We start from the raw sequence: 17,111 nt of genomic DNA on the forward strand, positions 1-17,111 counted from the left end.
CCTCTATCACCACTCTTCTTAGTCTATGTCCTAACTAAACTGGCAGTAGCTATAATTGAGTGCTGGTTCAACAAGCTCAAGCACTTTCGCCGGGTCTTTTCTCGCTTCGAGAAGACCGCCAAGAATTTTCTGAGCTTTGTTTATTTCACAGCCTTGCTGATTGAACTTCGCTGAAAGGTCAACAGAACCTAGGAGTGCGATCGCAGGTTTCGCTTTGATGGGATGAATGAGGGTGCGATCGCACAGTTTGGCTAATTGAATGACTGCTTGAAAACAAGCTAATTTTTGACTAAGTTTCTGAGCCAAATCCAATCGCCCTCAACTTCTGCGATCGCATCCTTCAAAAACGGATCAGTCCGCGTCCGATTAGGTGCAGAAACCAACGCCATAAACTTTTCAACCTGCTCAAAATTTGGGTTGAACTGGAGAGTTTTCTGTAAAAACTGCCGCACCGCTCGACGTTGCAGCGCAAGGGGTGCTTGCCTCAAAATTTGGCGGTTCAAACGGGAATCATCCAAATCAGCCGCTTTTTCGCGCAAGGTAGAGGCTTCTGCTTCGAGATAGTCCACCTCCGCACTCAAAAGTTCCACCGTTTGAGCAAGATGCCGCTCTGTTTGAGAATTGAAGTGAGTTTTGAGATAGGGCAATAGCTCGTGACGAATTCGGTTCCGTGCATAGCGGAGGTCTTGATTAGTCGAATCTTCCCAAATTGGAAGATTAGCGTGTTGGCAAAACTCGCCCGTTTCAGTTCGAGTTGTCTCTAGCAAAGGACGAACCAAAGTTAGGGTCGGGCTGAGCAAACGCATCCAGCCGAGCGATCGCAGCCCATCAGATCCACTGCCTCGCATCAAGTTGAATAGCAACGTCTCCGCCCGATCGCTGGTGGTGTGCCCAGTGGCGATCGCACTATACCCTTCTTCATTCGCGATCGCACTCAACACGTCATAGCGCCACACTCGCGCCTCGGCCTCACTTGCCGGAACCTGTTGGGCTATTTCTAAATAGAACGGTAGATTCCAGGTCTTAGCAACGTGAGCCACATGATCTGCATTGGCTTGAGCATCCAAACGCCAGCGATGATCGCAATGCGCGATCGCCAGCTTCCACTTCCACTTCGCCTGCAAATCAAGCAGCAATCGAGCCAGACAAATCGAATCCTGACCTCCAGAAACCGCCATCAGAACTGCTTGATCTGGTTTCAGCAACATGCGCTGACGAATTGTTTGATGCAGGCGAACATGAAGCGGTGTCCAGAGGAGACGGCTCATCGATCAATAATCGCTATCGTCAGAGTAAATATCGTCAATTGGGCGCGGACGCAGCTTATCAAGCGGTTCTGGACGAGCAGAAGAACGTTCTGGCAGGGTTCCGGGCGGCTTGAGTGGCATGAATTCTAGGCGAATGCGGACTCTACCGCGCTGCCAACCACCAGACGTAAAGCGCAGCGCTTCACACGGGAGTCCATCGCCAAACCACGCTTCATTCTCTTCTGTCCAGTCACCTTGACGATCGCTGACGGCTTGAGCCAACTGGTCGAGAAATTCGCTGACCTTGAACGTCGGATTCGACATCAAGACCCGACCGCGATCGGTAAACAATACTTCATCATCGTTCAAAGGTACAAATCCGTTATCCATAGTGATAGTTCGCTCTCAATCTCGTTCTGAATGTGTGAATTATAGGACTTACGCATCGGCAACGGATTTGATCGGGATGTATCCCATGCACGGTTCTGGCTGAAGTTGAAGTGTGACTCTGTTAAATCCGCAGGCGAAGCCTCTTGAAGATACCCGCCATCCGTTGCCAACGGGAAACCTTTGTGCAAATCCTAAATTATAGAAACCAACCGTAGCTATGAAGCCCTTTACCCAGAAGATTGACACCTAAGTAGCAGATCCATACGACGACAAACCCTGCTGCTGCAAGAATTGCCGGACGCCGACCTTGCCAACCTTTAGTGATACGGGCATGAAGATAGGCCGCAAACACAAGCCAAGTGATCATTGCCCATGTTTCTTTCGGATCCCAACTCCAGTAAGAGCCCCAGGCTTCGTTCGCCCAGACAGCCCCAGCGATGATGCCGATCGTGAGGAGGGGAAATCCGAGTCCAATGACGCGGTAGCTGATATTGTCTAACGTATCTGCGAGGCTAAGTCGCTGCGGGGAGAGGGTTGCTTCAGCCGAGACTGAATTTAAAACGGCAGTTCCGCCTCCTTGAATCGGAGTCTCTATTGGTTCTGCTCGACGCAACTGGTAGGAGCGCTCTCGATAACTGCCCGTACCGACCGAACTTCCGCGCAACTCGACATTCTGACCCCGCGTGACCACGAGAAACGCGATCGCCAGCAGTGCCCCGACCATCAATGTGGCATAGCTCAACATCATGACGCTGACATGCATCATCAGCCAGTTAGACTTCAGCGCTGGTACCAGCGGAGCGGACGCTTGCATCGTGTCTGGCAACGTCAGAGCCGCAAACGCTGTAATTGCCATCGCCACCGGAGCCGTCACCACCCCAACTAGCCGACTGCCGCTCATCTGCTCGGCAACTAGGTGCATCGTGGTGATACCCCACACGAGAAAAAATAGCGATTCGTACAAGTTGCTGAGGGGGAAATAACCCGCTTCTAGCCAGCGTGCGCCCAGTAGGACGGCAGTGGAAAGGTTTGCGATCGCCATTCCTGCAGTTCCCAAGCTTGCGAGGTAGGATTGCGGAAAAGCAGCTCCGACCCAATAAACCAGCATCGTCACGAACAGAACCGCAAATGAAACGTTGTCTAATATGCTTTGAAGTGCGACCAAATCCATGTCGTGTTTTTTCCCCCTGCAATCAGCAGACTTTAGCATCTATTGATCATTGTAAATGAGTGAGGAAAGCCCCGGAAAATCACTCTTTGTGAAAGATCGATCTTGACCTCTTGTACAAAACCTATTTTTTTCTGAATTCTTCTTGTTGGTATCTATCACTGCCGGACAATTCTAGGTATAGACGCCACAATAGAAAGAATTATCAGAATCGGAAGAGGTGCTTGTGGCTTTATACGCAGAATTACATCGTCATCTCGGTGGGTCAGTTGTGCCGCGAGTCTTGTGGCGCTACCTACAACGCAACGAATCAGAACTCATTGAGCGCTTCACTGAATATCCCGAATTCGAGGATTTTTATACTCGTCCTCGAAATACGTTAGATGAATACTTAGAACTGCATACTCTAGTCGAAGGCGTGCAGACAGCGGATGCACTGCCGTATTTCATTTACCGCTTAATGCGCGGAGCCTATATTTTCGAGAATTTGGCCTATTTAGAGTTGCGCTATACGCCGTTCTTGAGAACAAACCCTACACTCACTCAGTCAGAGCGCATTGACCAAATGGCTCAGATTATCGAAATTGTGGGTAAAGCAAGTCAGTTAAAAGAATATCCCATCGTCAGTAGCCAAATTCTGTGTATGCATTCGCGCCTACCCTATGAGGTGAATCGCGCCCTAGTCGATTTAGCAGCGCAATCGCGAGAATACGTTTGTGGAATTGATTTAGCCGGAGGTGATGCCCATTATGCAGAGCGGTTGGATGAGTTTGTTGAATTGTATGCCTATGCGCGATCGCTAGATCTCAATACAACCTGTCATTTGTACGAGACAACCGATGGGCATTACCCAAAGCTTCTGCCATATTTGATGCGAATCGGGCACGGAATTCAAATTCCGTTGCAGCATCCTCATTTGCTTAAGGAAGTCGCCGAACGTCAGCAGTGCCTCGAAGTGTGCCCAACCACTTACCTAAAAACGGGAACATTGCAAGACTTACGGCAACTGAAGCATGTGTTCGACTCCTGTTTCGAGGCAAGCGTAGATATCGCAATTTGCACTGATAACGCAGGTCTCAACGATGTGCGGCTGCCGTTTGAGTATGAAACGTTGCTGACGCAAGACATTATCGGCTTTAAGGAACTGCAAGCCTGCCAAGATGCTGCTTTCCGTCATGCATTTGCGTGGAGATATGCTCAGCGCCCCGCCTCTTTGCTCAATCGAATCTTAATGACGGATGCAACAGCAAGTTAACCCTTTAAAAAGACTTTAGATCTTAAACGTTGAACTTCAATTCAGCTCGATTAAGATCTAGAGCCTTTTCTCAATTCACGGCTAAATTGAATCAAGTCCCACGCTTAAGTGAAAGTTCGACCTGCTGAAATTCTTGGGCAACGCGATCTTTTAGCTTCTGAGGAACTGGGCGATTTGGATAGGAGCTATAGTGACCTGCCAGAGAGTTGAGCGCTGTCCGCATTGTAGTGAACGAACTCAGCTTGGTCAGACTAGAATCTTGACGGTAGCGAGAGGCAAAGTCATTGATCAACTGACGGGCACTGTTTTGCGCCGGAATTCGAGCCGGATCGTCTTGAGGCAGATCGATCGCGGCTTTCAAAGTGCTGATAACGGACAGGGTATCTTCTCTATAATTACCCGTCAGCCCATTGGGCGAAGAACACCCCACAAGAGCGACCGCCGCTACTAACACCAAAGCCAGCAGGCGAGACAAATAGCGCTTCATAAGCCTTTACGTGTGAGTGAATAAAAGTAACAGTTTTTTAATCCTACCGTGATTAGGAACAGCGGGATCACCATAACGTCGCTCCGCAAGTTTGCCACAGAATCTACACCCAATTTTCTACCTAGAGTTAGAACTGGGCTAAAAACAACCGCTGGAAAGACGATTAGGTGTCTCTCCAGCGGTTGTAAAACTTCAATCGGCTTGATTAACCGAAACGTCCACTGACATAAGCTTGGGTTGCTTGTTCTTTAGGACTCTGAAAAATTGCCTCCGTGCGATCGTATTCCACAACGTATCCGGTTCGCTGCCCTTTGCTATTAGCTTCTACGTTAAAGAATGCCGTGTAATCAGAGGCACGAGAGGCTTGCTGCATGTTGTGAGTCACGATCATGATCGTGTATTTCTCTTTGAGTTCTTGCAGCAGATCTTCAATTTTGAGGGTTGAAATCGGGTCGAGAGCAGAACAAGGTTCATCCATCAAAATGACATCTGGCTGAACGGCAATGGCTCTAGCGATGCACAAGCGCTGCTGCTGTCCACCAGAAAGGTCAGTTCCAAACGCTTTGAGCTTATCTTTCACATCGTCCCAAAGCGCCGCTTGCTTAAGCGATTGCTCGACGAGTTCATCCATGTCGCCCTTATAACCCAGCAGCCGAGGTCCAAACGCGATGTTGTCATAAATTGATTTCGGAAACGGATTCGGCTTCTGAAATACCATGCCAACCTGTCGACGCACTTCTACCGGGTCAATCTCTGAGGCATATAAATCTTGGTCGTGATAGTAAATCTTGCCTTTAATGTGAAATGACTTGATCAAGTCATTGAGCCGATTGAAACAGCGAAGAACAGTGCTTTTGCCGCAGCCAGATGGTCCGATAAAGGCCGTGATCGAATTTTTGGCAATATCGATCGAGAGATCTCGAACGGCTAGAAAGTTGCCGTAGTAAATATTGAGATCTTCGGTGTGGAAAACGGAATCGGTTTGGCGGGCGCTTTGAAGTCGGGAAGTCATAAACGTCTCACTGAGTGAAAGAAGACTAGTCGAGAATCGAACAGAATCAGACTAGATAGATCAGATGCGATCCTCCGAAGCTTGGCAGAGCCAATCGCAGCAAGCGTGACCCAAGCGAAGGCTGGCAATCACTTACGTCTTCGCTGAGTGACCAAGCGAGACAATATGCTCGTTACAAGCACCAACGCCACGAGGACTAGAGAACCCGTCCAAGCCAATTGTTGTTGGCTTGCGTAAGGAGCTGTTGCAAAGTCAAATACCAAGCGTGACAGAGTGGCAGTCGGTTGCCAAACCGTGGTATTCCAGTATCGGCTAAATGAGGCAGTAAACAAAACTGGGGCCGTTTCGCCTGCTGCGCGGGCGATCGCTAGCATGATCCCCGTTAGAATAGCTGGAACAGCAGCAGGCAAAACAATTTTCAGCGTCGTCTGCAGCCGAGTTGCTCCTAGCCCGATCGCAGCTTGCCGAAAATCGTTGGGCACAGCTTCTAAAGCTTCTGCCGCTGTGCGGACAATGGTCGGCAGCATCAAAATCGCCAGCGCTACCCCCCCTGCCACGGCAGAAAACGTTCCGGTGGTCAGCACAACAACGGCATAAGCGAATGCCCCGATCACGATCGAGGGAACGCCGCTCAGCACGTTAGTGAAGAAGTTTACCCATTCTGCAAGCCGGGTATCGCGACCAAATTCTGAGAGATAGATGGCGGCGACGACCCCAAATGGAATGCTGATAGCAGCCGCGATCACAACCGTTAAGAGCGTGCCAAGCAGCGCATTTCCAAAGCCGCCACCGCGCAACCCAGGAGCAGGGGGAAGTTGGGTAAATGCTGCAATGTCTAGCCGAGGTAAGCCATTGACTACCACATAAGCTAACACTGCAACCAACGGAATCAGGGCAAGCAGGGTAAATAGAACTGAGAGTACCGTCATTGCAGAAGCAAACAGCGTCCGGGGTGAGGTAGGCGATCGGTTCAAACTCCTGGGGCCTCGAGCAGCGGCAAAGTCTGGAGCAGGCATGTCAACGGTTCCTAAAATTCAACGAATTCACAGTCTCAGGTCTTAAGTTAAGGTCTCAATTTTGCAAATTTCCAGTTTCACAAAACTATCGCCTCGCTTACAGTTTCAAACTAAAGCGGCGAACCACAATCTCAGCTAAAACGTTCACCACCAGTGTCAGGCCAAACAGCACCAACGCAGCGTACATCAAGGCAGAAACCTGAAGTCCCCCCGCTTCCGCAAACTGGTTTGCCAACAGCGAAGAAACAGTTGAGCCTTGAGACAAGATAGAAAATGAGTCGATCGTGTTGGAGTTACCAATCAGCATAGTGACTGCCATCGTTTCGCCCATCGCTCGACCAAGCGCTAACATCACACCGCCAGCAATACCAGAAAATCCTGCTGGCAAAAGAATCTGGAAGATCGTTTCCCAGCGAGTAGCCCCCAAACCATAGGCGGCTTGGCGCAATTCAGCCGGTACGGCGACCATAGCATCCCGGGAGATCGCGGCAATAATAGGCAAAATCATGATCGCTAGAACAAGCCCGGCGGCATAGATACCAGGACCTGCCGGAGCGGTGCTAAAGAGCGGAATCCAGCCCAAGTTTGCGTTTAACCAGATCCCGATTGGACTGAGAAAAGGAATCAAGACAAAAATTCCCCAAAGCCCATAGACGACGCTAGGAATGGCTGCCAGCAGTTCAACTAAAAAAACAATCGGCTGCTTGATTCGAGGGGGCAAGAAATCTTCGCTCAAGAAAATTGCCACTCCAACTCCGATGGGTACGGCAATGAGGAGGGCAATGAATGAGGTGACGAGCGTGCCGTAGATTTGGGTCAATGCACCAAATTCGCCATCAATGACGCTCCATCGGTTGGAAACCAGAAAACCCAGCCCAAATTTCTGAATTGCTGGGAGAGCATCTTCTCCAACTTGCAGCGCAATCACGGCTAAAAGCAACCCGACGGCGATCGCGATCGCCGTCGTACCCCAGACAAATCCATCGTCGATCAATCGAGTTGCCGCCGATCGCTTACGATTCATTGGCGAAGAGTGATCAGTTGTCGAAGCCATAATACCTGCTGGCAAAAAAGGTTAAGGGGAGCGTCACAAATCGTTCAAGGAGGCAGTCAAGTGCTGTTATCGGTTCATCGTGGAATCAACCAATGAGACGACAATAGCACTCAACCCCTAGGCTAAATTGTGAAGTTACTTCGCTGCTACTTTAATTGTATCTAACGCGGACGCTGCCTTCGTTGATAAATCATCTGGTAGAGGAATATATCCCAGTTCGGTGGCAATTTGCTTACCCGGCTCGGAATAAGCCCACTTCATAAATTCGGTCATTGCTTTAGTTTTAGCTGGCTCTTGAGGATTCTCATAGAACAGCAGCCAGGTTAAGCTGACAATCGGGTAAGCATCTTTTTGCTCTGGATCGGGCACAGACAGGGCAAAATCAGCTGGGACTTGAGCACCGACTAATGCTTTTGCGGCTGCATCAGGAGTCGGCGTGATGAAGTCGCCCGCCTTGTTTTGGATAGACGCCATTTTCAGCTTCGTCTCGTTGGCATAGGAATACTCGGTGTAGCCAATCGCGCCTTTGGTTTGCTGAATTTGAGCTGACACCCCTTCGTTGCCTTTTGCCCCCGTTCCAGTGGACCACTCAACCGTTTTTCCTGCTCCCGCCTTCCAGTTCGGGCAGGCTTTAACGAGGTGCTTGGTAAAGATATCCGTGGTTCCACTTCCGTCCGAGCGGTGAACAAATGTAATCGGATCAGCAGGCAGATTCACCCCAGCATTGTCTTTGGTAATCTTGGCATCGTTCCACGTCTTAATCGAACCGTCCGTGATGCCGCAAAAGGCTTCGCGCGATAGTTTGAGATTCTCGACGCCATCCAAGTTGTAGGCAAATACGACAAATAAACCTGTTGAAGGGACTTGAACAGCTTGACCACGAGCGGCAGGAATCTTTTGACGCTCCTCTTCTTTTAGAGGAGAATCCGTTGCACCAAAATTAACGGTTCCATCTAGAAAGCGCCTGACACCCGCACCACTGCCTACAGAATCATAGCTAATTTGAACCGTGGGATTTTGTCTGTTGTATTCTTGGAACCAACGCTGATAGAGCGGATTAGGAGCAGTTGCACCCGCACCACTCACCGTTAACGTATTTCCTCCTGCCGCAGGTGCAGCTGCGGGGCTTCCGCCTGCTTGAGGGGGGGGAGCGGTTGGGGTATTGGGAGTACAAGATGCAAGACCAACCACTAGCGCGATCGCAGAGGTAGAGAACAGTGTCCGACGAGTTTTGCTCACTAGAAAAGACATAAAAACGTTAGTGCAGGGCAAGTGATATCCCTCTCAGGATACACCCTGACCTTAAAGACAAGGTTAAGGCAGATTTATTTTTTGCCTCAACCAATATTTAATTTACAGTGTTTTCCTTGAGCTATAACAAAACTACGGCTATTAATTATTCAATAACTTCCGGCAGTTTCTACCAGAATGCCCTAGACCATCTACGTTTTTTTTGAATGTTAAGGTTTACAACTTAGGTTAAGTTTAGGTAAACACTCATCTTTTTTTAACTATTGAACGATTTCAGGTTAAAAATTGTTCAGCATAAACACTTTAGCTTCTTTCATAAGAATCGATTGGACAGACAATCGAAATTCCTATTTTTATAGCTAGACGAAATGCATTGAGTATGCTTCTCAGGATCGAGAGAGTCAGTTATAATAATCTCCAAACCAAGAGTTCGGCTGGGCTATTTTGAGTAGTGCCAATGCCCCTGCTCCCACAGCTTTAACCGAGTTCGCCCTCACAAGATTTGTTTGGAGAGAAGCGTGACTATTTATATTGGAAATCTATCTTTTCAGGCGACTGAAGAGGATTTAAAGGAAGTCTTTGCTGAATACGGTGAAGTCAGCCGAGTCAGCCTTCCCACTGACCGAGAAACGGGCAGGAAGCGTGGATTTGCCTTTGTTGAGATGGTGGATGACACGCAGGAAGATGCAGCGATCGCCGCGCTTGATGGAGCCGAGTGGCTCGGTCGCGAATTAAAGGTAAATAAAGCAAAGCCGCGCGAACCTCGGGCAGGGGTAAGCGGTAGTGGCAGAAATTTTAGCCGAGACAATTACTAACAACTCACAAAACCAACTCACAAAATTATGTGCGCCTATCTTGTTCAGATAGGCGCATTTGTTATGGAGTGCGCTACGACTGAGACACTCTTTCTAACGTCGCTGGTTCTAACGTCGCTGACTGAGGAACTGTCCCGCTAAACCCATCGCATCCCCCAAATCAACATTTCCATCCCGGTTAGAATCCAAAAATGCATTCAGAACAGGATTACCGGATTGCTGCACTCCTCCAGTAGAATTTCCGCTCTGCAATAGATTTAGAGCTAAGGGCACTAAAACAGGCAGCATTGACAGAATTGTATTGGTGTCAAACCCGGTGCGCTGCGAAATATCTTGAGCAACTTGTTGCTGCTGTCCTCCTGGAAATAGAGACTGAACAGCTTGCGGATTGCTGCCCAGTCCAGCGAACTGATTGACGACATCTTGGGGATTATTGCCTTGCTGGTTTTGCAACGACGATCGCACGTGTCCGCCTAAAATAGACATGATTGCTTGAGTTGCATTACCATCCATGCCATGATTGCCTGCGACTTGTTGTGCAACACCCAAGATGCTTCCCAATTGATCTGGAGAAGCTTGCTGTTGAGGATTGCTAACAGCACCTAGAATTTGGTCGAAAAGGCTCATAGATCTTTATTCCAAAACGATTTTAGAGAGTGATTAACCTCTAAACGGTAAAAACTTTGCTGTGTAAAGTCAAGAGTGTTCCGTTACCATCACTTGGGTGCCCGAATATAGCAAGTCAGGCAGCATAATCAAGCTTTCATTCTCTAGAGGCTGTTGTAGCTTAAGGAATAAAGGAGAATAAGACAGTACATCGGGCGTTCCGATCTTTTCTCTGTGTTGAGTAGTTTCCATGCCTCTGTCACGACTTCTAACGCTAATTTTTGGGGTGGCGCTGATCTTAGGGCTGGTGATTTGGTTAATCGATTCGCTAAATCGCTTGTGGTATTTGTTGGCGTATTACCCGTTTCTGGGTGCGATCGTGATTCTGCTGATCATTGGCTTGTTGGGAACCTTGATCGCGGCGTTTATCTATTATTTTTTCTTATTACCAAATCAGCAGCGCAAGCGAAGTCGGCGGCGAGTTACGCCAAAGGTTTCACAAGACAAAGTTGAAGCGGCAGGAGAAAACCTGCAAGCGGTACGGCAGCAGGTCGCTCAGATTCAAGATGAGGTGACGAAGCAAGAACTGCTGATGCGATCGCGAGAGATTGAACAAAATCTGGCTCGCGGGGAAGTCATGGTTGTCGTGTTTGGCACAGGATCATCGGGCAAAACCTCCCTGGTCAATGCGCTGATGGGTCGGATGGTTGGGCAGGTCGGCGCACCAATGGGCACAACAGAAGTTGGAGAAACTTATCGATTGAAACTAAAAGGCGTCGATCGCGAGATTCTCATCACTGATACGCCTGGAATTTTAGAAGCGGGCGTTGCGGGAACAGAACGAGAAAAATTGGCGCGTCGATTGGCAACTGAAGCAGATTTGCTGATCTTTGTTCTCGATAACGATTTGCGGCAATCGGAATACGATCCGCTAAAGATGCTGGCGGAAATTGGCAAGCGATCGCTAGTCATTCTCAATAAAGCCGATCTCTATACCGAGCAAGATTTAGAAACGATTCAGGCGCGATTGAGAGAGCGGGTTCGTGGCATTGTCAATCACAATGATGTAATTGCGATCGCGGCAAATCCTCAACCCTTCCGTATGGAAACGGGCGAAACGCTGCATCCCGAACCAGACGTGATGCCGTTGATCCGCCGACTTGCTGCTGTCCTGAGAGCCGAGGGCGATGATTTGTTAGCCGACAACATTCTGCTTCAGTCGCAGCGCTTGGGAGAAGAAGCACGGCGACTGATTGACGGACAACGGCGACGACAGGCCGAAAAAATCGTAGAGCGCTTTCAGTGGATCGGGGCGGGCGTCATTTCAGTGACGCCGCTTCCGGTAGTGGATTTGTTGGCAACAGCGGCGGTTAATGCTCAGATGGTGGTTGAGATCGGGCGAGTGTATGGCTGTGACATTAACATGGAGCGGGGGCGAGAGTTGGCGTTTTCGCTCGCGAAAACGCTGGTTAGTTTAGGCGTTGTCAAAGGTGCGATCGACCTTTTAAGTAAGGCACTTCAGCTCAGTGTGGCAGGGTTTTTAGCCGGAAGAGTGATTCAAGGCGTGAGTGCAGCCTATTTGACTCGGATCGCAGGTAAAAGCTTTATTGAATATTTCCGCCATGATCAAGATTGGGGCGATGGCGGTATTACGGAAGTGGTACAACGTCAGTTTCAACTGAATCGACGCGACGAGTTTATTAAGTCATTTGTGCAAGACGCGATCGCAAAAGTGGTGAAGCCGTTGCAACTTGATATTCGCGGAGAAAATGAAATCGATCCGGGTGAAATGGAACCCTTGGAGTTACGGCAACCGATGAAACCGATTCAAGCACCGGAGCGAGTTGAAATTCGGACTGATTCAGATGAAGAGACGATCGATGACTGGCAGTAGAAAGCGGCATCTCATGATGCGATCGTGGTCACTCTACTATAGTCTTCTTCATGAGCTTGGATTGCATCCCAGATATCAACTTTTTGCTGAAGATTAAGCCAAAACTGAGGACCATTCCCCAATGCTTTCCCAATGCGAATCGCCATATCTACCGTAACGGGTCTTCGGCCCTGAACAATTTCGTTGATAGTACGCCGAGATACTCCAAAAATTTCAGCAAAGTTTGTTTGAGTCATTTCGAGATCTTCAAGCACATCTGAAATGACTTCACCAGGATGTACTGGTCTTATGCGCCTCCCCTGAATCATATCTTGTATGTCTTTCATATAATCTCTCTGCGTCACACAACGTTTCTAGTGAAACCAGAATGGGAGTAAACTAATCGGCGCAGGAATCATTTCGCCCCGTAGATCCAGCAGTTGAACCAGCATTAAATACGCGATTCCCAGAATTAGAGAAATAACGCCAGTCAAAATAGCGACAAACTTTGAGCGATTCATAAATAGAATTAGAGCCAAACGTCCTTACATTCAGTGTAAGCAAAATTTCACTGCGGCGATCGTTCGGAGTTTGGCAAAGCCGTTTTCCCTGAAGTTGCGCTTTGCCCTAATCGCACTCAACCCAAAAATCCATGCATCGAAAATCGGATTGGATGTTTTAATGGCAACACGCTATTCTGTAACCTTCCGTATGGATACTGCTGTTGATCCTCTAACTTCTACTACCGATGCCAACCGGGCGATCGCGCTGCAAACCTACGAACTGAGTAAGACTTATCGAACCGGATTTTGGCTGAATCAGAAGGTGACATCGCTGAAGAAAGTGACGCTAACCGTGTATGAAGGCGAAACCTTCGGATTACTAGGGCAAAATGGAGCAGGTAAAACAACGCTGCTCAAAGCGCTGCTGGGAATTGTGCGTCCAACAGCGGGACGGGCAACCCTGCTCGGTCAACCCCTAGGCGATCGCAGTGTCAAGCAAAACATCGGATACCTGCCTGAAAATCCTTATTTCTACGATTACCTCACTGGGTGGGAAATTCTTGAATTTACCGCAGGGTTGTTTCGCCTGCCGCGATCGCATGTTCGTAAACGCATTCCTGAACTATTGGATCTCGTTGGCTTAGCGAAATCGGATGCGAAGAAAAAACAATTACGCCGCTACTCGAAAGGAATGCTGCAACGCATCGGTCTAGCACAAGCGCTGATCAACGATCCAGAGCTTGTGTTTTTAGATGAACCGATGTCAGGACTCGACCCGCTCGGTCGTTATCAAATGCGCGAGATCATTGGCTCGCTCAAAAGGCAAGGCAAAACGATCTTCTTTAACAGTCATGTGTTGTCGGATGTCGAGAAGATCTGCGATCGCGTAGCATTGCTGGCTGGCGGCGAATTAATTGCGATCGGCTCAATGCAAGAGTTGTTAGGCGTAGCCGAACAGTATCGCGTCGTGGTCAAAGGTGGCAATCCTGATCTACTGCGTCAGCGCGTTCCCGATGTGGAGTTTCAAGACGGGTTGTGGATCGGGCATCTGCTTGGGGAACCGCAGGACTTTATGGCGAGTGTGCGCCTCATGAACGCCCAATTGGTGTCCATCCAACTGGCACGACCGTCGCTAGAAGAATTTTTTGTGCAGAAATTGCGCGATTCACTTCGCGAAGCTCCCAACGATTAGCGCAGAGTGCAACGTTGAAGGACGGCGTTCTGCCAGTTGTTAACCAAAAAAAGACGGGATGAAATGTCCATCCCGTCTCAAACCTTTAATTCAATCGCTTACTACTTTTCGCTAACCTCAGCCGTCTCGGGATAGCAAACCTTAGTACCGCCCAAACCACAATATCCACCAGGATTCTTTGCTAGATATTGCTGGTGGTAATCTTCCGCGTAGTAAAACTCAGGAGCTTCTAAGATCTCCGTCGTGATTTCGCCGTAACCCGCCTTTTGAAGCTCTTTTTGATAGGCATCACGAGAGGCTTCTGCCTGTTGACGTTGTTCATCGGAGTAGACATAAATGCCCGATCGATATTGCGTCCCGCGATCGTTGCCTTGGCGCATTCCTTGAGTCGGATTGTGGCTTTCCCAAAAGACCTTCAGCAGTTGCTCGTAGCTGATCACGTTGGGATCAAACACAACCAAAACAACTTCATTATGACCCGTCATTCCAGAGCAGACTTCCTGGTAGGTCGGGTTTGGTGTCACGCCTGCCGCATAACCAACAGCCGTTGTAAACACGCCATCTTGCTTCCAAAAGACTCGCTCCGCACCCCAAAAGCACCCCAACCCAAACATCGCCATCTGCATTCCGGCAGGGAAGGGAGGCTTGAGCGGATTACCATTCACAAAATGCTTTGCGGGAACGGGCATTGGAGTTGCGCGTCCGGGCAGTGCTTCTTCTGGTGTCGGAAGCGATGATTTTTTGCCAAATCCAAATAGCACCATGGCTTTAAACTCTTCTTTTCAGACTGCTTTACTTTTCTTTATGGTAGCTCAATCCATGATTTGATGGCTTCCAATACTCGCTATTCTCGCGCTCAAATCTGAGAGCAATCTAAACGTGGTATTAGAGTTTCCATAGAGTTCTTTGACAGGTGAATAAATACTTACTTAGTAGCCAATCGTATTTGTTTGAGATTGTTCTTGTGCTTATACGTTGGCAACACAAATCGCAACTGTAGATTCTGGTGTTTGCCTTAGCGATGTTAGTGATATTTGCATTTGCGTTGCCAATTATTGCAACTGTTCTCAAATCGTGAAGCCGCGATCGCGGCTTGACCATGAGAAACAGGAATAAACAATCTTCAAGAACTTAGAGTGTTCATATTTGGCAATGTGACTATCGAAAATGCTTCTTGCATCAATGCTGCGTTTGCTTCAGAGTTGTACTCTGCGTAATCGCCAATCCATAGCGTAGAATCTTGCTCGTACAGGGAAACATGAGTAGTAGATTGGGCATCACTACAGATCCAATCCAATGACATCATCGTAGACAATTTTTAACAAGGTTTTTAACAATAAGTTGAGAGAAAGCGCTCTGTTTCGCCTTCCTTGGTGACAAGCAATGCTTTAGATTGAATAGGAAGCAATAGGTTGCATTCACTGAGCTTCAAGCCTCTCTCACCGCAAGAATTCCCTTTATGACTGCCCAATCGACTCACCAGATCTGCATCTACGACACCACCTTGCGTGATGGCGCTCAGCGCGAAGGCTTGACGCTATCTATTTCAGACAAGCTGCGGATTGCGCGGCAATTAGATCAATTGGGTGTGCCCTTCATTGAGGGAGGATGGCCCGGTGCAAATCCGAAAGATGTGCAGTTCTTCTGGCAACTGAAAGAAGAACCGCTCAGCCAAGCAGAGGTTGTTGCCTTTTGCTTTACTCGTCGCCCTGGTAAAACGGCGGCAACCGATCCAATGCTGCAACCCATCCTCGCTGCCGGGACTCGGTGGGTGACAATCGTCGGTAAGTCTTGGGATTTACAAGTCACAGAGGGACTCAAAACCTCGCTAGACGAAAACCTAGCCATGATTCGAGATACGATTTCGTATCTACGCAGTCACGATCGACGAGTGGTATACGATGCCGAACACTGGTTTGATGGGTTTAAATACAATCCAACCTATGCATTAGAAACGCTGAAAGCCGCTCATGATGCTGGAGCGGAGTGGCTAACCCTATGTGACACGAATGGCGGAACGTTGCCCCACGAAATCGCTCAAATTATTCAGGCGGTTCTAGAATATCTTCCTGCCGCTCAATTCGGCATCCACACTCACAACGATGGAGAACTTGCGGTTGCAAATGCGATCGCAGGGGTACAAGCCGGGGCGCGAATGGTGCAAGGAACAATCAACGGCTATGGCGAGCGCTGCGGCAATGCCAATCTCTGTTCGCTCATTCCCAATTTGCAGCTTAAATTAGGCTATGACTGCTTAGCGCCCGCACAGCTTGCGCACTTGACAGCAACCAGTCGATTTGTGAGCGAAGTTGCCAACCTTGCCCCTGATGATCATGCGGCTTTTGTCGGATTATCTGCTTTCGCTCACAAAGGCGGATTACACGTCAGCGCGGTCGAGCGAAACCCGATTACGTATGAACACATTGCACCAGAATTAGTGGGCAATGGTCGGCGGATTGTGATTTCTGAGCAAGCGGGCATGAGCAATGTCTTAGCGAAAGCGCGATCGCTAGGCATTGACCTCGATAAGAACAATCCTGCCTGCCGCCAAATTTTAGAGCGGCTGAAGCATTTAGAACACGAAGGCTATCAATTTGAAGCGGCAGAAGCGAGCTTTGAATTACTGATGCGTGAGGCATTAGGACAACGGCATTCCCCATTCGAGGTCAAAGGATTTCAGGTGCACTATGATATGCTGCCCGGAATTCCACTGCCCGTGTGTTCAGTGGGAGATTGGCGCAGCCAGTCGCTGGCAACGGTGAAAGTTAGAGTGAATGGAAACAACATTCTTGAAGCGGCGGAAGGAAACGGTCCGGTCTCTGCTCTCGATGCAGCGTTGCGGAAAGCGCTCGTAACGTTCTACCCAGAAATTCAAGCGTTCCATCTCACCGATTATAAAGTCCGAATTTTAGATGGCGCTGCCGGAACATCAGCTAATACTCGCGTGTTGATTGAGTCGAGCAATGGCTTTCAGCGCTGGCGAACCGTTGGAGTATCATGCAATATTCTGGAAGCGTCTTACCAAGCAGTAGTCGAAGGATTGGAGTATGGGCTGTTTTTACAGCACCAAGCAAAGACAGTGCTGACAACGTAGGATTGCACTGATGGTTAGAGGAGTATCTTCGTCCCAACATGAAGATGCTTTCGTTTCAACCAAGCTCCTGTAACGCTGAAGTTCTTCCAGATGTTGCGGATAGTTTTGAGCATAACTACAGGCAAAAAAATTAGACTATAGGCAGAAA

General features: G+C 48.7%; 18 protein-coding genes. 5 read left to right on the forward strand and 13 right to left on the reverse strand.

The genetic code is table 11. The features are described from left to right. Nucleotides 1-30: 30 nt before the first annotated feature. From AC5I6P_RS04400 to ccsB, 4 genes are all read right to left on the reverse strand, one after another. Nucleotides 31-306 carry a hypothetical protein gene (locus AC5I6P_RS04400; RefSeq protein WP_495692545.1) on the reverse strand — a complete coding sequence of 92 codons (276 nt, stop codon included), beginning with the start codon at nucleotides 304-306 and terminating at the stop codon, nucleotides 31-33. After that, nucleotides 279-1,268 carry a tRNA lysidine(34) synthetase TilS gene (gene tilS / locus AC5I6P_RS04405; RefSeq protein ID WP_495692546.1) on the reverse strand — a complete coding sequence of 330 codons (990 nt, stop codon included), beginning with the start codon at nucleotides 1,266-1,268 and terminating at the stop codon, nucleotides 279-281. Before tilS ends, AC5I6P_RS04400 begins: the two co-directional genes overlap by 28 nt. Before the next feature lie 3 nt (nucleotides 1,269-1,271). Continuing rightward, the gene (locus AC5I6P_RS04410) at nucleotides 1,272-1,637 is read right to left on the reverse strand and encodes a KGK domain-containing protein (protein ID WP_495692547.1); all 366 of its coding nucleotides are present in this window, start codon (nucleotides 1,635-1,637) and stop codon (nucleotides 1,272-1,274) included. 196 nt (nucleotides 1,638-1,833) lie between these two features. Next, the gene (ccsB, locus tag AC5I6P_RS04415) at nucleotides 1,834-2,808 is read right to left on the reverse strand and encodes a c-type cytochrome biogenesis protein CcsB (protein ID WP_495692548.1); all 975 of its coding nucleotides are present in this window, start codon (nucleotides 2,806-2,808) and stop codon (nucleotides 1,834-1,836) included. A 223-nt stretch (nucleotides 2,809-3,031) separates the two neighbouring features. On the opposite strand from ccsB, the gene AC5I6P_RS04420 reads away from it, so the two are divergent. Next, the gene (locus tag AC5I6P_RS04420; RefSeq protein ID WP_495692549.1) at nucleotides 3,032-4,060 is read left to right on the forward strand and encodes an adenosine deaminase; all 1,029 of its coding nucleotides are present in this window, start codon (nucleotides 3,032-3,034) and stop codon (nucleotides 4,058-4,060) included. A gap of 91 nt (nucleotides 4,061-4,151) precedes the next feature. On the opposite strand, the gene psb27 is transcribed toward AC5I6P_RS04420, so the two are convergent. The 5 genes from psb27 to pstS form a co-directional block, all read right to left on the reverse strand. Continuing rightward, nucleotides 4,152-4,547, reverse strand: a complete 396-nt coding sequence (gene psb27 / locus AC5I6P_RS04425) for a photosystem II protein Psb27 (RefSeq protein WP_495692550.1) — start codon at nucleotides 4,545-4,547, stop codon at nucleotides 4,152-4,154. Nucleotides 4,548-4,752: 205 nt separating this feature from the next. Continuing rightward, a complete protein-coding gene (gene pstB, locus AC5I6P_RS04430; RefSeq protein WP_495692551.1) occupies nucleotides 4,753-5,559 on the reverse strand; it encodes a phosphate ABC transporter ATP-binding protein PstB in 807 nt (268 codons plus the stop codon). Between the two features lie 128 nt (nucleotides 5,560-5,687). After that, nucleotides 5,688-6,575, reverse strand: coding sequence for a phosphate ABC transporter permease PstA (gene pstA / locus AC5I6P_RS04435; protein WP_495692552.1), 888 nt, complete (start codon nucleotides 6,573-6,575; stop codon nucleotides 5,688-5,690). Nucleotides 6,576-6,672: 97 nt separating this feature from the next. After that, complete coding sequence (gene pstC, locus AC5I6P_RS04440) at nucleotides 6,673-7,629, reverse strand: phosphate ABC transporter permease subunit PstC (protein WP_495692553.1); 957 nt, start codon at nucleotides 7,627-7,629, stop codon at nucleotides 6,673-6,675. Nucleotides 7,630-7,764: 135 nt separating this feature from the next. Further along, nucleotides 7,765-8,880, reverse strand: coding sequence for a phosphate ABC transporter substrate-binding protein PstS (gene pstS / locus AC5I6P_RS04445; RefSeq protein ID WP_495692554.1), 1,116 nt, complete (start codon nucleotides 8,878-8,880; stop codon nucleotides 7,765-7,767). A gap of 518 nt (nucleotides 8,881-9,398) precedes the next feature. Here pstS and rbp point away from each other — a divergent pair. Next, nucleotides 9,399-9,695: an RNA-binding regulator gene (gene rbp, locus AC5I6P_RS04450; protein WP_495692555.1), complete on the forward strand. Its 297-nt coding sequence runs from the start codon at nucleotides 9,399-9,401 to the stop codon at nucleotides 9,693-9,695. A gap of 108 nt (nucleotides 9,696-9,803) precedes the next feature. Here rbp and AC5I6P_RS04455 read toward each other — a convergent pair whose 3' ends face one another. Next, complete coding sequence (locus AC5I6P_RS04455) at nucleotides 9,804-10,322, reverse strand: DUF937 domain-containing protein (protein ID WP_495692556.1); 519 nt, start codon at nucleotides 10,320-10,322, stop codon at nucleotides 9,804-9,806. A gap of 229 nt (nucleotides 10,323-10,551) precedes the next feature. Here AC5I6P_RS04455 and AC5I6P_RS04460 point away from each other — a divergent pair, with 229 nt between their 5' ends. Continuing rightward, nucleotides 10,552-12,195 carry a YcjF family protein gene (locus AC5I6P_RS04460; protein WP_495692557.1) on the forward strand — a complete coding sequence of 548 codons (1,644 nt, stop codon included), beginning with the start codon at nucleotides 10,552-10,554 and terminating at the stop codon, nucleotides 12,193-12,195. An 11-nt stretch (nucleotides 12,196-12,206) separates the two neighbouring features. Here the strand turns inward: AC5I6P_RS04460 and AC5I6P_RS04465 are convergent, their stop codons facing one another. Both AC5I6P_RS04465 and AC5I6P_RS04470 read right to left on the reverse strand, forming a co-directional pair. Continuing rightward, nucleotides 12,207-12,521, reverse strand: coding sequence for a HigA family addiction module antitoxin (locus tag AC5I6P_RS04465; protein WP_495692558.1), 315 nt, complete (start codon nucleotides 12,519-12,521; stop codon nucleotides 12,207-12,209). A 27-nt stretch (nucleotides 12,522-12,548) separates the two neighbouring features. After that, the gene (locus AC5I6P_RS04470) at nucleotides 12,549-12,695 is read right to left on the reverse strand and encodes a hypothetical protein (RefSeq protein WP_495692559.1); all 147 of its coding nucleotides are present in this window, start codon (nucleotides 12,693-12,695) and stop codon (nucleotides 12,549-12,551) included. A 160-nt stretch (nucleotides 12,696-12,855) separates the two neighbouring features. Here AC5I6P_RS04470 and AC5I6P_RS04475 point away from each other — a divergent pair, with 160 nt between their 5' ends. After that, a complete protein-coding gene (locus AC5I6P_RS04475; RefSeq protein WP_495692560.1) occupies nucleotides 12,856-13,869 on the forward strand; it encodes an ABC transporter ATP-binding protein in 1,014 nt (337 codons plus the stop codon). 101 nt (nucleotides 13,870-13,970) lie between these two features. Here the strand turns inward: AC5I6P_RS04475 and msrA are convergent, their stop codons facing one another. Beyond that, the gene (gene msrA / locus AC5I6P_RS04480) at nucleotides 13,971-14,633 is read right to left on the reverse strand and encodes a peptide-methionine (S)-S-oxide reductase MsrA (RefSeq protein ID WP_495692561.1); all 663 of its coding nucleotides are present in this window, start codon (nucleotides 14,631-14,633) and stop codon (nucleotides 13,971-13,973) included. 695 nt (nucleotides 14,634-15,328) lie between these two features. Between msrA and cimA the strand changes: the two genes are divergently transcribed. Next, a complete protein-coding gene (gene cimA, locus AC5I6P_RS04485; protein ID WP_495692562.1) occupies nucleotides 15,329-16,963 on the forward strand; it encodes a citramalate synthase in 1,635 nt (544 codons plus the stop codon). The last annotated feature ends 148 nt before the right edge of the window (nucleotides 16,964-17,111 follow it).

Source organism: Myxacorys sp., from assembly GCF_059501405.1.

Coding starts and splice junctions, on each gene's coding strand:
- tilS (WP_495692546.1), bottom strand. CDS start 1,268: ATGAGCCGTCTCCTCTGGACACCGCTTCATGTTCGCCTGCATCAAACA.
- AC5I6P_RS04410 (WP_495692547.1), bottom strand. CDS start 1,637: ATGGATAACGGATTTGTACCTTTGAACGATGATGAAGTATTGTTTACC.
- ccsB (WP_495692548.1), bottom strand. CDS start 2,808: ATGGATTTGGTCGCACTTCAAAGCATATTAGACAACGTTTCATTTGCG.
- psb27 (WP_495692550.1), bottom strand. CDS start 4,547: ATGAAGCGCTATTTGTCTCGCCTGCTGGCTTTGGTGTTAGTAGCGGCG.
- pstB (WP_495692551.1), bottom strand. CDS start 5,559: ATGACTTCCCGACTTCAAAGCGCCCGCCAAACCGATTCCGTTTTCCAC.
- pstA (WP_495692552.1), bottom strand. CDS start 6,575: ATGCCTGCTCCAGACTTTGCCGCTGCTCGAGGCCCCAGGAGTTTGAAC.
- pstC (WP_495692553.1), bottom strand. CDS start 7,629: ATGGCTTCGACAACTGATCACTCTTCGCCAATGAATCGTAAGCGATCG.
- pstS (WP_495692554.1), bottom strand. CDS start 8,880: ATGTCTTTTCTAGTGAGCAAAACTCGTCGGACACTGTTCTCTACCTCT.
- AC5I6P_RS04455 (WP_495692556.1), bottom strand. CDS start 10,322: ATGAGCCTTTTCGACCAAATTCTAGGTGCTGTTAGCAATCCTCAACAG.
- AC5I6P_RS04460 (WP_495692557.1), top strand. CDS start 10,552: ATGCCTCTGTCACGACTTCTAACGCTAATTTTTGGGGTGGCGCTGATC.
- AC5I6P_RS04465 (WP_495692558.1), bottom strand. CDS start 12,521: ATGAAAGACATACAAGATATGATTCAGGGGAGGCGCATAAGACCAGTA.
- AC5I6P_RS04470 (WP_495692559.1), bottom strand. CDS start 12,695: ATGAATCGCTCAAAGTTTGTCGCTATTTTGACTGGCGTTATTTCTCTA.
- AC5I6P_RS04475 (WP_495692560.1), top strand. CDS start 12,856: ATGGCAACACGCTATTCTGTAACCTTCCGTATGGATACTGCTGTTGAT.
- msrA (WP_495692561.1), bottom strand. CDS start 14,633: ATGGTGCTATTTGGATTTGGCAAAAAATCATCGCTTCCGACACCAGAA.
- cimA (WP_495692562.1), top strand. CDS start 15,329: ATGACTGCCCAATCGACTCACCAGATCTGCATCTACGACACCACCTTG.